Source organism: Streptomyces antibioticus (assembly GCF_002019855.1).
GTDB lineage: Bacteria > Actinomycetota > Actinomycetes > Streptomycetales > Streptomycetaceae > Streptomyces > Streptomyces antibioticus_B.
Genome location: NZ_CM007717.1, coordinates 7,903,658 through 7,918,843 on the forward strand (window position 1 = coordinate 7,903,658; position 15,186 = coordinate 7,918,843).

Consider the following 15,186-nt stretch of genomic DNA (forward strand, 5'->3'; position numbering starts at 1 on the left):
TTGTCGCGGTGCCGGGCGGGGAGGGGGCCGTCGGATCTCAGGGACGGCGGCCCACTCCCAGCGCGTCGAGCCGCGGGGTGTGCCGGTCGAGGCGGGACCGGAAGTCGTCCCATGCGGTGGGCCCGCTCCAGCCGCGGTCCGCGAGGGCGCACAGCCGGGGAAAGGTGAGGTGTTCCAGGCGCTCGGGCGTCGCGGCGAACTCCGTCCAGAGCTGCGCCTGGGTCCCCAGCACCCGCGCGGCGGCGTACGGGTCCGCGCCCTCGGGCACCGGATCGTGGCCGTGGACGTCCCGCAGGCCGACCACGGCACCCGGCTGGCCCGGCGGCTCGCTCGGGTCGTCGCGCTGCGGATAGTCCAGGTAGGTGGCCCGGTAGTGGGCGTTGATCACGTCATGGCCGCGGCCGGCGGCGGCGAGGGCGTGCGCGGGGTCGCGCCAGGCCATCACCGTGAAGCCGGCGGGCAGTTCGGTGCCGGTCTCGGCCCAGCCGACCGGCCGCCGCCCGGCACGCACGAGGACGTCCCCGATCCGGCCGAGGAACCAGCGGTGCAGTCCGGCGGTCCCGCCCAGCCCCTCGGACGCGACCCGGGCCTGCGCGACGGGACTGCGCTCCCACTCCGTCAGCGGGCACTCGTCCCCGCCGACGTGGACGTACGGCGACGGGAAGACGTCCATGACCTCCTCCAGGACGGTGCGGCAGAAGTCGAGGACCTCGTCGTGCACGCCGAGGACCGTGTCGCACACCCCCCACCGGGTCCAGACGTCCGGCGTCCGGCCGGGATCGTTGCCCAGCCGCGGGTAGGCGGCCAGGGCGGCCCGGACATGGCCGGGCATCTCGATCTCCGGCATGACCGTCACCCCCCGCGCGGCCGCGTACTCGACCAGGCCCGCCAGTTCGGCGCGGGTGTAGGCGCCGCCGTGCGGGACGCCGTCGAAGGTGTCGCCCGTCGGCCCGATCAGGGACTGCGCGCGGTGGCCGCCGATCTCGGTCAGCTTGGGGTAGGCCGCGACCGGCATCCGCCAGCCCTGGTCGTCGGTCAGATGCAGATGGAACACATTGATCTTGTGGAGGGCGAGCAGGTCGACATAGCGGCGCAGATACGCGACCGGCTGGAAGTGCCGGGCCACGTCGAGCATCGCGCCGCGCCAGGGATGCCGGGGGACGTCGGTGATCTCGACACAGGGCAGGGTCCACCGCACCCCGCGCTGCGGTGTCCCCGCCAGCGCCCGCACGGGCAGGAGCTGGCGGAGGGTCTGCACCCCGCGCAGCAGTCCGGTGAGCCGGGCGGCGCGCAGCAGCACGGAACGGGGGCCGACGGTGAGGCCGTAGCCCTCGTCGCCGAGGCCCGTCAGACCGGGGTCCAGAGCGAGGACGACGGTCCCGTCCCCGGCGGGGCACAGCGGCAGTCCCGTCGCGGGGGTCAGAAGCGTGCGCAGCAGCTCCGCGGCCGGTTCGGCTCCTTCGGTGACGCGCAGGGAGGTGGTGGGGGAGAAGGTGAACGTTCCTTGTCGGGCACGGGACTTGGTGGGCCGGGGCAGCAGGGTGGCGTCCGGTGGGGGTGCGGGCACAGAGGTCTCCCGGAGGGGTCGGCGTGCGGGGCCGGTCGGTCAGCCCTTGACGGCACCGGCGGCGAAGCCGGAGGTCACATGGCGTTGGAGCAGCAGGAACACGGCCAGGGCCGGCAGGGCGAAGAGGGTGGAGGCGGCCATGGTGGCGCCCCAGTCGGTACCGAAGACGTTCTGGAACGAGGAGAGCCAGACCGGCAGCGTGCGGCTGTCCTGATGCTTGATGATCAGGAAGTTGGCGTAGGTGAACTCGTTCCAGGCCGTGATGTAGCCGAACAGCGAGGTGGCCATCAGACCGGGGGCGAGCAGCGGGAACGCGATGTGCCGGAAGGCGCCGCCCCGGGTGCAGCCGTCGACCTGCGCCGCCTCCTCCAGCTCTGGCGGGATGGCGGCGATGAAACCGCGCAGCACCACGATCGTGAACGGCAGCGTCATCATGAAGTAGATGAGTGTGAGCGTCGGCAGCCGGTCGAGCATGCCGGTGTCGCGGGAGATGATGTAGACCGGGATGATCAGGGCCTCCCACGGCGCCATCTGCGCGATGAACACCATGAGGACGAACTGCCGCCGGCCGCGCCACCGCATCCGTGCGACGGCGAAGGCGGCGCCGAGCGCCACGACCAGCGCGAGCAGGACCGCGCCGAGGGTGACGAGGATGCTGTTGCGCCAGAACAGCCCGAACCCGTCCGCGTGGACGGCGGTGCGGAAGTGGTCCAGCGTCCAGGTCTGCGGCAGCAGTTGAGGGGTGTCGGACTGGATGTCCCGGTTGGGCTTGAACGCGGTGGTGACCATCCAGTAGACGGGGAAGAGACAGACGGCGATCGTCAGCCCCGCCGCGATGTGCAGGGGAAGGCGTCGAAGACGCACGCGTGCCGACCTCACAGGGCCTCGCCCTCCTGGCGGAACATCTGGCGGAAGTACAGGACGAGCACGGCGGCCATCAGCGCGACGGTCACCATCGAGGCCGCCGAGCCGAGGTCGTAGCGCTGGCTCGACAGGGCGGTCTGGACGGCGTACACCGGCAGGATGGTGGTGGCGTCGCCCGGACCGCCGTTCGTCATCACCCAGATCTGCACGAACGCCTTGAACGTCCAGATCACCTCCAGCGAGAACACCAGCATGAAGATCGGCCGGATCGTCGGGAAGGTGACGGAGCGGAAGATGCGCGGGGCCGAGGCGCCGTCGAGCCGGGCGGACTCGTACAGCTCCGTCGGCACCGTGGTCAGCGCCGAGTACAGGGTGACGGCCGCGAACGGCACGGACTGCCAGACGATCAGGACGACGAGGATCGTGAAGGCGGCCGGGCCGTGCGCGAACCACGGATAGCGGTCGAACGACTCGAAACCCAGGCTGGTCAGCGTCCAGTTGACGATGCCGAACTCCGAGTGGAACAGCCACTGGAACACGGTGGTGGCGGCGAGCACCGGCATGGCCCAGGCGAGCACCAGCGCGCTGAGCACCGCCGTACGGCCCACCCGGCCCAGCCGCTCGATCACCAGGGCGACCAGGGTGGCGAGCACCATGATCAGGACGACGTTGATCGCCATGAACAGGAACGTGCGGCGCACGACCTCCCAGAAGCGGGCGTCCGTGAGCAGCGTGCGGTAGTTCCGCAGGCCCACGAACTCGGCGTCTCCCCGGATGAGTTGGCGGAGCCGGAAGTCCTGGAACGAGATCAGCACGGCGCGCGCGAGGGGATAGACCAGCAGATACAGCATCCCCAGCACGGTCGGGGCGACCAGCAGATACGGCCACGCCCTGCCGGGGGTGCGGGGGCTGCCGGGGGCCGGCCGGGCGGACCGCCGCACCGGCCGGGCGTCCGGGAGGCGCTTCGCCGGGCGGTCGCGGACTGTCGACACGACGTCTCTCCTTCCGGTGTCGGGCCGCACGTCCCTTTTCAGGAGCCCGACTTCATGGCGCTGGTGATCGACTCGGACGCCTTGGCCGCCTCGGTGCGGGCGTCGGCGCCGGTGAGCACGGCCGTCATGTAGTCCTTGATCGGGTTCTTCGCCTCGACGGCGGCCCAGCCCGGGGTGTTGGGGGTCGCCCGGCCGACGGCCGCGCCCGCCGCCATGGCCGCGGTGCCGGGGTCGGAGGCGACCGCGTCGGCGAGGGTCGTCTTGTTGGGGACGTAACTCATCGCCTGGGCGAGCTTGCGCTGCCAGGTGTCGCCGGTGAGTTCCTTGACGAAGGTGAAGGCGGCGTCCGGCTTGCCGGAGGCGGCGGGGATGACGAGGTCGGAGCCGCCGATGAACACGGACCCGGGCTTGTCCGCCGTCTTCCCGGGGATGGGGAAGAAGCCGAGTTTGCCCTTGAGTTCGGGGTTGCTCTCGATGACGACGTTGGCGCCGCCGGGCGTGGAGATGATCTGCGCGACCTTGCCCTGGGCCATGACCTCGGCCTGCGGCGGCTCGGCCTCGTCGGAGTCACGGGGGCCCTTGCCCAGTGCCTGGAGTTCCTTGTAGAAGTCCATGCCGCGCAGGGCCTCGGGGGTGTCGAGGGTGCCCTTCCAGGAGCCTCCGGACTCGGTGGCCAGGTCGCCGCCCTCGTCCCAGATGAACCCGGCCAGCGCGTACCAGGTCTGTCCGGGCAGGTAGATCCCCTGTGTACCGGCCTGGTTGAGCTTCTCGGTGGCGGTGATCCACTGGTCGCGGGTCCTGATGGCGGCCGGATCGACGCCGGCCTTCTCGAACAGGTCCGTACGGTAGATCACGACGCGGTTGGCCGCGTAGTACGGGATGCCGTACTGCTTGCCCTCGTAGGCGCCGGGCTCGGCCAGACCGCGCAGCCAGTCCTTGCCGCCGAGTTCGTCGACCTTGTCGCTGAGGTCGAGCAGTCCGCCGCTCTGCGCGAACTGGGCCACCTGGGTGTTGCCCGTCTCGATGACGTCGGGGGCGTCGTTGCTGGCGAGGGCGGCGGTGACCTTCTCGCCGATGCCGTCCCACTCCTGGATCTGCACCTTCACCTTGATGTCCGGGTGCGCGGACTCGAAGCCGGCGACGAACTCCTTCTGGAACCGGGCCGACACGCTGTCGCGCATCAGCCAGACGTCGATCGTCGTGGTGCCGTCGGCGGAGTCGCCGGACGACCCGGAGCCGCCACAGGCACTGATGCCTCCGGCGAGGACCAGTGCGCAGACACCTGCAAGCATGCGGAGCTTCACAGTTCACCCCTGGGAGAATGGCGCCGGACCACCTGACCAGTTGATGAACTGGATAGGTGACCTCTTGTTGGTCGATGAAGGTGGCATAGACCAATAGGGGCGTCAACCCCTTGTGTACGAACGGGTTTTGGGGAGACTTGCGACGAGAGATCGTCTCGCTGCCCTCCCGGAGTGGTTACACTGCACCTGACCAGTGACGGCGGGTGGTCAACAGTGAGAAGGTGGTCAGGTGACAGCGCGGCAGGGTGACAGGCAGGCGGGCGGGGCGGGGGCTTCCGGTGCGTCGGGGGCGGTCCTCAAGCGGGAGCGGGTCCGCGACTACCTCCTCGAACTCATCGAGTCGCTGCGCCCCGGCGACGCCATCGCCTCCGAACGGTCCCTGTGCGCGACCCTCGACGTCTCCCGGCCGACACTGCGGGCGGCCGTCGACGAACTCGTGGCCGCCGGGCTGCTCGTGCGCGAGCACGGGCGGGGCATGTTCGTCGCGCCGGAGAAGATCACCCAGGAACTCGTCTCCGACCAGCGGGCCATGGCCCTTCCGCGGGCCTCGGGGGCCTGGTCGAGCCGGCTGCTGGAGTTCACCACCGTCGCCGCCGGCGCCCGGGTCGGCCGTAAGCTCCGGCTGTCACCGGCCGCACCCGTCGTCTTCGCGGCCAGACTGCGGCTCGTGGACGGCGAGCCCATGGCCATCGAGCACCTCCACATCCGCGCGGACCTCGTACCCGCCCTGACCGCGGGGGAGTTGGAGACGGGCGACCTGTACGACCACCTGCGCGACGGGCACGGTGTCGAGGTCAGCGAGGCCGTGCAGACCATCGAGCCCACCGTCGTCAGCCAGGCGGAGGCCGAACTCCTCGGGGTGCCGCACCTGTCACCCGCACTCCTCTTCGAACGCCTCACCAGCGACACCGGCGGCCGGCCCGTCGAGTACGTCCACTCGGTCTACCGCGGCGACCGCTACCGCATCGTCTCCCGCCTCACCCTGGGCCCCAAGGCCACGCACGAGCCGGCCGCCGGCCATCTCCCGGGCATCCCGCCCGGCGCCTTCGCCCACCAGGACACGGTCGCCCTCACCACCCAGGGAGACATCCACCCGCCCCGCTGACTCACACCCCGGCCATCGCGAGAATCCCGGCCGCCCGCGCCGCGACCAGCCAGTCCGGGAACTCGCCCATCAGCCGGTCGTAGAGGACCGCGTCGGACATACGCTTCGGGTCCTTCCCGGCGGCGAAGAACCCGGCGTTGTCGATCACCCGCTTGCGCGGCACCGCCAGTTCGTCGAGCTTCCGCAAGAAGTCGAAACGGTCGGGTCCGAACCCGATGAACTGCCAGAACATCGGCAGCCGCGCGGCCTTGCACAAGGTCTGCTCGGCGGCCCGCCGCGAGTCCGGCCCGCCGTCCGTCTGGAAGATCACGAACGCCGGGTCGTCGGTGCCGGCGTCGAGGTAGTGATCGATGACCTCGTCCATCGCCGCGGCGTAGTTGGTGGTCCCCATGTGCCCGAGCGCGTCATGGATCGCGGCGACCCGGCCCACATGATCGTCGAGCCCGATGTCGACGACGGGATGAGCGTCGGTGTCGAAGAAGACGGTGGGCACGATGCCGTCGTCGTCCAGGTTGGCGGACAGCGCGAGCGCCTGCTCGGCGAGATGCTGGACGCTGCCGTCCCGGTAGTAGCCGCGCATACTGCCCGACCGGTCCAGCACCAGGTAGACGGCGGCCCGTTGCCCGGCGAGTCCGCGCTTCTCGAGGGAGACGGCGGCGGTCTTGGTGAGGTCGACGAGACCGGCGGGCACTTTGGAGAAGTCGATCGGCATGACGGGGCGGCTCCTTGTGGGTGTGGGGAGCCACTCTGGCAGGGCGGGGGCCGTCACGTCCGGGCGTTGGCGATTTCCCCGAAACCGCGGAAACATGCGCGGCGAATTTGAAGGCGTGAAGAAGAATTCGGGGGGCACTTGAGTGAGCGGAGGTTGATAAACATGGTTCCCCTTCTGGTAGTTCTTCTTCTCGCTCTGCTCCTTTTCGGTGCCGGGTTCGCGCTCAAGGCGTTGTGGTGGATCGCGGTGATCGTGCTGGTGCTGTGGCTGCTCGGCTTCGTGGTGCGGCCCGCCGGGAGCGGTGGCCGTAGGGGTCGCTGGTACCGCTGGTGAGTGACGCCCCAACGGAAAGGGCCCTGTCCGCGAAGGCGGAGAGGGCCCTTCGGCGGTTTTACGGGAATTACGCGTCCGGGAGCGACGCCGTCAGGTCCTCCCACGCGCCGTGGACGTCCTCGCCGACGATTCCGAATTGGGTGATCATGGCGACGCAGTGGCCGTCGGCGTCGTCCAGTTCCAGGGCCGAGGTCAGTCCGTGGGCCGCCGGGGAGCGGACGAGGTGGCAGGCGTGGACGGCGGTGAGGTCGAACTCGAACGACGCGTCGGCGATCGCCGCGAACACCCGCCCGCCCACGGTCCGGTCGGTGACGTGGACCCGGCCGGCGCACGCCTGCACGGCCGCCGGGGCGAACACCGCGACGCCGACGGGGAGTCCGACGGAGCACACGTGGTCGAGGACCGAGGGGAGGACGTCCACGTCGACCGGGCGGTGCTCGGCGCCGTAGCGCGCGAACGCCCGGCGCCGCGCCGCCCCGCCGTCCGCGAGGACCGCGTCGAGCTGGGCGAGCTGGTCGCCGTTCTCCCAGGCCGGGACCTCGCACACGGCGGACGGGTCGGCGAGCCGCGTTCCCGCGTCCACCGTGCGGGCCAGGCCCGCCAGCAGGCGGTCGCCGTCGGACAGCAGCCGGCCCTGGTGCGCGGTGCGGCCGTCCTCGTCGAAGAGGTGCAGGGCGACCGTGCCGGTGCCGTCGTCCCGGGCGACCACCGCCGACGCGATCCCGTCGCCGTCCAGCCGCAGCGTGATCGAGCCCGGCCGCACGGCGAACGCCTCGCCGCGCAGGCTCGGGACCGCGTAACTGCCGGCCTGGTCGATCCGGGCGACCGGCCCCCCGGTGACCGCCTGCACGTACTGGAACAGCGTCAGACAGCGGGCCAGCTCCGGCATCCGCGCGTCGATCAGCCGCACACTGCTGTTCCGCCGGCCGCAGCAGCCCTCGAACACGCAGCCGCGGTCGGCGTGATGGTCCGTCATCCTCAGTACACGTCCCGTACGTAGCGCTTCGCCCGGCGCAGGTCCGCCAGGTACTCCGCCGCGTCGTCCTCGCCGCGTCCGCGCTGCTCGCCGATGACGCCCAGCAGCGCGGCCTCGACGTCCTTCGCCATCCGGGAGGCGTCGCCGCACACGTAGACGTACGCGCCGTCCTCCAGCCACGCGTACAGCTCGCGCGAGCGTTCCCGCATCCGGGTCTGCACATAGATCTTCTCGGCCTGGTCGCGGGAGAACGCCAGGTCGAGTTCGGTCAGCACGCCGCGCTCGCGCAGCGCGGTCAGCTCGTCCTCGTACACGAAGTCCGTGGCGCGGTGCTGGTCGCCGAAGAAGAGCCAGTTGCGGCCCGAGGCGCCCCGCGCGGCCCGCTCGTGCAGGAAGCCGCGGAACGGCGCGATGCCCGTGCCGGGGCCGATCATGACGATCGGGGCGTCGTCGTCCGCCGGGACGCCGAAGGAGGCGTTCGGCTGGAGGTGGACGCCGACCGTGGTGCCCTCGGCGGTGCGGTCCGCGAGGTACGTCGAGGCGACCCCCTCGTACCGGCGGAGCGCGTTCGCGTAGCGCACGGAGGCGACGGTGAGGTGGATCCGGTCCGGGTGGGCGAGCGGGCTGGACGAGATCGAGTACTGGCGGGCCTGCAACGGCCGCAGCAGCGGCAGCAGTTCGGCCAGTCCCGGGGCGGCGGACCCGGCGTCCCGCAGCAGGTCGAGGACGTCGCGCCCCCACAGCCAGGAGTCGAGGTCGCCGCGGTCGCCGTGCGCGACGACCGAGGCGAGGTCGCTGGACGGCGCCCGCTCGACGAGGTCGGCGATCAGCTCCTTCGACGGGGTGCGGATCTCGCGGCCGGTGCGCAGCACCTCGACGAGCGGCCGCCCGTCGACCTCCTCCTCGCCGCTCGCGCCGAGGTGTTCGAGGAGCGTGCCGATCAGCGCGTCGTCGTTCACCGGGACGACGGCCAGCGCGTCGCCCGCCGTGTAGGTGATGCCGCTGTCACCGAGGTCGAACTCGAAGTGACGGATCTCCTTCGCGCTGCCCGGCGAGGACAGCAGCCGGTTCACCGCGAGCCGGGAGGGGTACGGGTTGCGCTTGTTCCAGGGCGAGCGCGTCCGGGCGGGCGCCTCCGCGCCCGGCTCCGCACGGCCCTCGCCGCCGCTCGCACCCGTCTCCGCCGCGATCAGCTCCAGGACCGCCGCCGACCACACCCCGGCCGGCTCCTCGAAGTCGACGTCGCAGTCCACCCGGTCGTGCAGCCGGGTCGCCCCGAGCTGCTCCAGACGGGTGTCGATCAGCTTCGCGGCCTGGCAGAAGTCGTCGTAGCCCTGGTCGCCGAGGCCGAGGACCGAGTAGCGCAGCCCCTCCAGGCGGGGTGCCGTGTCGGCCTGGAGCGCCTCCCAGAACAGTCCGGCGTTGTCGGGCATCTCGCCCTCGCCGTAGGTCGAGGTGACGACGAGGACGTGCGACATCGCGGCGAGCCGCTCGGGCGTGACGGCGTCGAGCGCGAGGGCGTTCGCGCCCAGGCCGCGGGCGCGGGCCCCGGCGACGAGTTCACCGGCGAGGAGTTCGGCGTTGCCGGTCTGGGTGCCGAACAGGACGTCGACGGTCGCCGCGGGCGCGTCACCGGCCGCGGCGTCGCGCCGTCCGGCGGCCGCGATACCGGCGATGAACCCGGCGAGCCAGGCTTCCTGCGCGGCGGAGAACGGGGCGTCGGCCGGGATGAGGGTCCCGCTCGGGGGCATGAGCTTCACGCGGTCACCGTCTCGGTCGGGGCCTGCGGGACGCGGCGTCCGGCGATGTCGTCGAGCGCCGCCGTGGCGAGCAGCTCGTCGAACCGGGCGGCGCGCACGCGGCCGGCGTTCTTGGCGTTCTGGTGGAGGATCCAGCCGTAGGTGCCGGGGGCGTCCACGCTGAGGTTGTTGCGCTGCCGCAGCGCGCTCTTGTAGTCGTCGAGCCGCTTGATCGCGATGAGCGTGGCGAGTTCGCCGTCGTCGAAGCGGTCCAGCGTGCCCCGCAGATACTTCACGACGCGCTGCTTGACGAAGAAGTCCTCGGTGAGGACGAGGTTGCGGACGGCCTCGGCGACCCGCGGATCGTCCGGGCCGCTCGCCCCGGGCACCCGCTGGAGCGCGAGGTCCTGCGCCGCGCCGAGCACCGCGTACGACGACAGCAGCGAGAACATGTCGTCGCTGCCCTGGTCGCCGAAGGCCGGGGCCCGGCCGCCGAGCACGGTACGGCGGTCGCGGTAGTCGACCTTGAACGCGCGCAGCTTGTCCGTGGCGATCGAGGTCGCCAGCTCGTCCAGGAGTTCGGAGCGGGTGGCGGCGGCGAGGATCTCACCGGCGTCCTGGGACAGCAGCAGCGCCCGCGGCATCCCGCAGTACACGTGCCGCCGCTCGTTCTCCCAGTCCGCCAGCAGCCGGGCCGCGAGCGGCGAGCCGGTCGCCTCGGCGTGCCAGGCCAGCAGCAGGCGTACGGCCTGCTCGTGGAAGGCGCCGTGCCCGGTGTCGGTCACCGGGAACACCAGCAGCGAGTCCGCGCTGACCCGCCCGGCCAGCTCGCCCTCCGGGTCGTACTGGTAGAGGAAGCCGCCGCTCATGCCGTTGCCGAGGCCCTTGCCGAACCCGCCGAGGTTGAGGACGGTGCCGCCGGTCATGTACTCGCAGCCGAAGTCGCCGACGCCCTCGACGACGGCGGTGGCGCCGGAGTTGCGGACGGCGAACCGGTCGCCGGCCTCGCCCTGGACGAAGGTCCGGCCGCCGGTCGCGCCGAACAGCGCGAAGTTCCCGACGAGCACGTTGCCGCCGCGTTCGGCGCTGCCGCCGCCCGGGGCGCGGACGACGATCCGGCCGCCGCTCTGGCTCTTGCCGACGCCGTCGTTCGCGGTGCCGGTGTGCTCCAGGGTGATGCCGTCGTTGCAGAAGACGCCGTACGACTGGCCGGCCGAGCCGTTGGTGCGGATCCGGACGGCGCCGTCGACCAGCCGGCGGCGGCCGCGGTCGTCGGCGACGACGGCGGGCACGTCGCCGTCGAACTCGTGGTTGAGGAGCCGCTCGACGTCGATGCCGAGCTGGCCGCCCACCGACTTGTCGCTGTTGCGCAGCCGGATGCCGTCCACGAGCACGGACGGTTCGCGCCGGTCCACGAGCGCGGCCCGGACCCGCTCGATGAGCGCGTCGTCGGTGGTGAAGTCCTTCTCCAGGTACTCCGGGTCCGCCACGGTCTTCTCGGGGACGCGCGCCAGCAGCCGGCGCACGTCGAGCCGGCCGACGCTCGCCGGGTGGTCGAGGAGCTGGAGCAGGTCGGTGCGGCCGCGGGCCTCGCGCAGCGAGCGCAGTCCGAGCCGGGCGAGGATCTGCCGGACGTCGTGCGCGATGTTGAGGAGGTACTGCGCCAGCGCGCGCGGGTCGCCCTCGAACGCCTCGGCGTTCGTGGTGAGTCCGGCCGGGCACTTCACGTTGCAGTTCTTCGCCATGACACAGCCGAGCATCATCAGCGCCGTGGTGCCGAACTCGAAGCTGTCGCCGCCGAGAAGGGCCGAGGTGACGACGTCGCCGCCGGTCTGGTGCGCGCCGGAACAGCGCAGCACGACCTTCTGCCGCAGCCCGTTGGCGACGAGCGCCTGATGCACCTCGGCGACCCCGATCTCCGCCGAACGCCCCGCGTACTTCAGGCTGGTGACGGCCGCGGCACCCGTACCGCCGGTGTTCCCGGCCACGTTGATGACGTCCGCGCCGGCCTTGGCGACGCCGACCGCGATGGTGCCGATGCCCTCCGAGGACACCAGCTTGACGACGACCCGGACGCGGGCGGCCTTGCAGTCGTGGATGAGCTGCGCGAGGTCCTCGATCGAGTAGGTGTCGTGGTGCGGCGGCGGCGAGATCAGCTCGACGCCCGGGGTGCCGCCGCGCGCGGCCGCGATGTCGACGGTGACCTTCGGCGCGGGCAACTGGCCGCCCTCGCCCGGCTTCGCGCCCTGACCGATCTTGATCTCCAGCTCCTGGAGCATCGGGTCGGCGAGATAGCCCGCCCAGATGCCGAACCGGCCGGACGCGAACTGCTTGATGCGCGAGCCGCGGATGGTGCCGTAGCGGGAGTGGTGCTCGCCGCCCTCGCCGCTGTTCGACATGCCGCCGACCATGTTGGTGCCGTGCGCGACGGCCTCGTGCGCGGTCGCCACCAGCGCGCCGTGGCTCATCGCGCCGGAGGCCAGCGACCGGGTGATCTCGTGCGCGGGCTGCACCTCGTCGAGCGGGACGCTGTCCGGGGCGCCGTCCAGCAGCGCGAGCAGCCGGGCGGCCGTGCCGACGGCGGTGACGTCCACGCGGTCGGCCCGCACGTCCACCGTCTCGACCTCGCCGGGGTGCGCGAGGGCGAGCCCCGCGGCCAGCGCGGCATGACGTTCGGCGCCGTCGGGTCCCGGCACGGTCAGGCTCAGCCGTACGGCCGTCCCGTCGAGGGCGGAGACGCTGACCCCACGGGCCGTGACGCTGGCGTTGCCGGTCGTGGAGAACCGGCCCAGCTCGCGGGCGAAGTCCTCCGCCGTGCGCAGCCCGGTGACGTCCGCGGGCAGCGCGAGCACGTCCCGCAGCGCGGCCGGGCGGCGCGAGCGCTCCTCGTGCGTCGTGCGCAGGAAGTCGCGGTACCCGGGGGTGATCCGGAACGCGTCGATCTCGGCGTCGCTCAGCGCGTCGTACCCGGTGTTGCGGTACGCGGCGTCGGTGATGCCGAACGCGTCGTCGAGCTGGCCGAGGGTGAGCAGGCGCAGGGCCTCCGGGTCGCCGGGACGCCCGAACTCCGGCCGCTCCTCGGTCATTCCGCCGAAGCCGCGCACGGCGGTGACGCCGAAGGAGTGTCCGGCGCCGTCCGACCGCTCCTTGAACAGGCCCAGCAGCGGGATCTGCTGCTCGGTCTCCACGGCGCGGGCCCGCTCGTGCCAGTCGGTCGCGGCCTGCGCGATCCGGGCGAAGCCGACCCCGCCGACCGGGGCCTCCATGTGCGGGAAGGTCCGCGCGAACACGTCGTCGCGGGTGTCGAGGTAGTTGGGCTCGAAGAACTCGCCGCCGATGTAGCTCTCGGCGGTGCACAGTCCGACCCGGCCCATGGTCTTGGCGAGCGACTTCTCCGCCGCCTTGCGGAACTTGGCGAGGGCCCGGTCGGTCTCGGTGATCTCACCGGCGGGCGCCGCGGCGCTCGGGTACTTCTCCTCGGCGCGCAGCCGTGCGCTGAGGCTGTAGACGGCCGAGGCGCCGAAGCCGAGCGCGGTCGCCACATGGTGCGACGAGGCGAGCTGGCCGCTCTCGGCGACGATCGAGACCCGCAGCCTGAGCCCGGTCTCGATCAGCCGCTGGTTGACGGCGGCGACGGCCAGGATCACCGGCAGCGGGGCGCGCGTCGAGGAGATCGCCCGGTCGGTGAGGAGCGCGATCCCGCCCCCGCCGGCCGCGAACCGCTCCACGTCGTCGCAGAGTTGGCCCAGCGCGGTGCGGAGGGCGTCGGCGTTGGCCGTCTCGTCCCCGGACACCGGGGCGTAGAGCATGGCGAACCGTTCCAGCGGCACGATCCGCTGGTCGCGCAGCCGCACCATGTCGAGATGCCCGAGCACGGGCGAACTCACCACGAGCTGACGGCCGTTGGTGTTGCCGGTGCCGTCCGGCTTGGGGCCGAGCGCGACGCGCATGCTCATGCCGTCGGCCTCGCGGATGCTGTCCAGCGGCGGGTTGGTGACCTGGGCGAAGCGCTGCGAGAAGTACTTCGCCATACCGCCCTCGGTGTCGCTGAGCGCGTTGATGGCGTTGCCGTACCCCATCGCGGAGATCCGCTCCGACCCGGTGGCGAGCATCGGGTCGAGCATGAACCGGAAGCTCTCCTGGTTCAGCGAGTACGCCACGTACCGGCCCGCGAGGCTCAGATCGCCGTCGTAGCCGAGTGTCGTGGTGCCCCGGTAGTAGTCCGGCGCCGGCAGGTCGTCGAGGTTCACCCGGGCCGCGTCGAGGAGTTCGCTGTACGGGCGGCGCGCGGCGAGGGCGTCGAGCACCTCGCGGGTGCGCATCCGGCGGCCGGTGCGGTGGTCCATGACGAGCATGCCGCCGGCCTCGATACGGCCCCGGTGGACGACCTCGTCGTCGGGGAACGCGACCTGCCCGGCCTCCGACGCCACCATCAGGTACTCGGCGGTCTCGACGGTGCGCAGCGGGCGCAGGCCGAGCCGGTCGAGCCGGGCGCCGACCACGTCGCCGTCGCTGAAGATCACGGCCGCCGGACCGTCGTTCTTCTCCTCGTACAGCGAGAAGTACTCCAGCATGTCGCGGACGGCGTCGGGCAGGGTGCCGTCGTTCTCCCAGGCGGGCGGCATCAGCGACACGACCGCCTCGACGAGGTCGAGACCGTCGTCGAACACCCGGCTCTGCAAGGTCTGGTCGAGCCGGCTGGAGTCGGACTGCCCCGGCGGGCGCACGATGCTGCGGGTGCGGGCCCGCGCGAGCGCCTCGTCGGAGAGCCGGTTCTTGCGGTCGGTGTTCAGCTCGCCGTTGTGCGCCATGAGGCGGAACGGCTGCGCCATGGTGGGGTGCGGCTCGGTGTTGGTGGAGAACCGGGTGTGGAAGTACAGCGAGCGCACGGAGTGCCGCGGGTCGCACAGATCGGTGAAGTAGCCGATGACCTCACCGGAGTTGAGCCGTCCCTTGAGCACCTGGGTGCGCGCGCTCAGCGACAGCGGATACAGCCCGGCGCAGGTGTCGTCGGCGTAGGCGACGGCCTCGACCGCGAGCAGCGCGCGGTGCGCGGCGGCGTCGACCTCGGCCCGCTCCCACTGCTCGGGCGCGCGGAACACCCACTGCACGATGGGCAGTTGGTACTGCTCGGCGGCGGGACGGGCGACGCTGTGGTCCACCGGCACGTCACGGACGAGCAGCACCTCGAAGCCCTGCGCGGCGATGCCGCGGCCCACGAGGTCCACCGCGGCCTCGCGACGGTCCGCGTCGGCCGGCACGAAGCAGTTGGCGACGCCGAAGTGCCCGGCGCGCAGCGGCTGTCCGGTGAGGGCGCCGAAGAACTCCACCGACAGGTCGACGCTCACGCCCGCGCCGTCGCCGACACCCTCGGCCGAACTGCCGCCACGGTGCGGGATGGCGCGGAGCGCTTCGTCGCCCTTGAGGATGACGTCATGGCTCGGCGTGCCGTCGAGACGGGTGAGGAAACCGACGCCGCAGTCACTGTGGTCGCGGGCAGGGTCGTACAGACCCGAGGTCGAGTGATTCAAGAGCGGTCCTGAGAGCGGGTTCCGGCAGCGGAACGGCCAGGCTGCGTCGGTGAAGCGCTCGCC

The 15,186-nt window shown here is 72.0% G+C and carries 10 protein-coding genes; 2 read left to right on the forward strand and 8 right to left on the reverse strand.

The features are described from left to right. Positions 1-37 precede the first annotated feature (37 nt). From AFM16_RS35690 to AFM16_RS35705, 4 genes are read right to left on the reverse strand one after another with little or no spacing between them, the layout of a single operon-like run. The gene (locus AFM16_RS35690; RefSeq protein WP_078636455.1) at positions 38-1,567 is read right to left on the reverse strand and encodes a beta-N-acetylhexosaminidase; all 1,530 of its coding nucleotides are present in this window, start codon (positions 1,565-1,567) and stop codon (positions 38-40) included. Between the two features lie 39 nt (positions 1,568-1,606). Further along, positions 1,607-2,446, reverse strand: coding sequence for a carbohydrate ABC transporter permease (locus AFM16_RS35695; protein WP_078636456.1), 840 nt, complete (start codon positions 2,444-2,446; stop codon positions 1,607-1,609). Then, positions 2,443-3,423: a carbohydrate ABC transporter permease gene (locus AFM16_RS35700; protein ID WP_030782633.1), complete on the reverse strand. Its 981-nt coding sequence runs from the start codon at positions 3,421-3,423 to the stop codon at positions 2,443-2,445. Before AFM16_RS35700 ends, AFM16_RS35695 begins: the two co-directional genes overlap by 4 nt. Positions 3,424-3,461: 38 nt before the next feature. Further along, the gene (locus AFM16_RS35705) at positions 3,462-4,727 is read right to left on the reverse strand and encodes an extracellular solute-binding protein (protein WP_078636457.1); all 1,266 of its coding nucleotides are present in this window, start codon (positions 4,725-4,727) and stop codon (positions 3,462-3,464) included. Between the two features lie 229 nt (positions 4,728-4,956). Between AFM16_RS35705 and AFM16_RS35710 the strand changes: the two genes are divergently transcribed. Next, complete coding sequence (locus AFM16_RS35710; protein WP_078636458.1) at positions 4,957-5,832, forward strand: GntR family transcriptional regulator; 876 nt, start codon at positions 4,957-4,959, stop codon at positions 5,830-5,832. Between the two features lies 1 nt (position 5,833). Here the strand turns inward: AFM16_RS35710 and AFM16_RS35715 are convergent, their stop codons facing one another. Continuing rightward, positions 5,834-6,544, reverse strand: a complete 711-nt coding sequence (locus AFM16_RS35715) for a vWA domain-containing protein (RefSeq protein ID WP_078636459.1) — start codon at positions 6,542-6,544, stop codon at positions 5,834-5,836. Positions 6,545-6,706: 162 nt separating this feature from the next. On the opposite strand from AFM16_RS35715, the gene AFM16_RS35720 reads away from it, so the two are divergent. Next, positions 6,707-6,877 (forward strand): DUF5670 family protein, encoded by a 171-nt coding sequence (locus AFM16_RS35720; RefSeq protein WP_078636460.1) that lies wholly within the window; start codon positions 6,707-6,709, stop codon positions 6,875-6,877. 67 nt (positions 6,878-6,944) lie between these two features. On the opposite strand, the gene AFM16_RS35725 is transcribed toward AFM16_RS35720, so the two are convergent. From AFM16_RS35725 to AFM16_RS35735, 3 genes are read right to left on the reverse strand one after another with little or no spacing between them, the layout of a single operon-like run. Beyond that, complete coding sequence (locus AFM16_RS35725; protein WP_078636461.1) at positions 6,945-7,853, reverse strand: hypothetical protein; 909 nt, start codon at positions 7,851-7,853, stop codon at positions 6,945-6,947. A 2-nt stretch (positions 7,854-7,855) separates the two neighbouring features. Continuing rightward, on the reverse strand, positions 7,856-9,604 hold the full coding sequence (locus AFM16_RS35730) for a sulfite reductase subunit alpha (protein ID WP_078637215.1): 1,749 nt from the start codon (positions 9,602-9,604) through the stop codon (positions 7,856-7,858). Positions 9,605-9,609: 5 nt separating this feature from the next. Further along, positions 9,610-15,123 (reverse strand): glutamate synthase-related protein, encoded by a 5,514-nt coding sequence (locus AFM16_RS35735; protein WP_078636462.1) that lies wholly within the window; start codon positions 15,121-15,123, stop codon positions 9,610-9,612. Positions 15,124-15,186 lie beyond the last annotated feature (63 nt).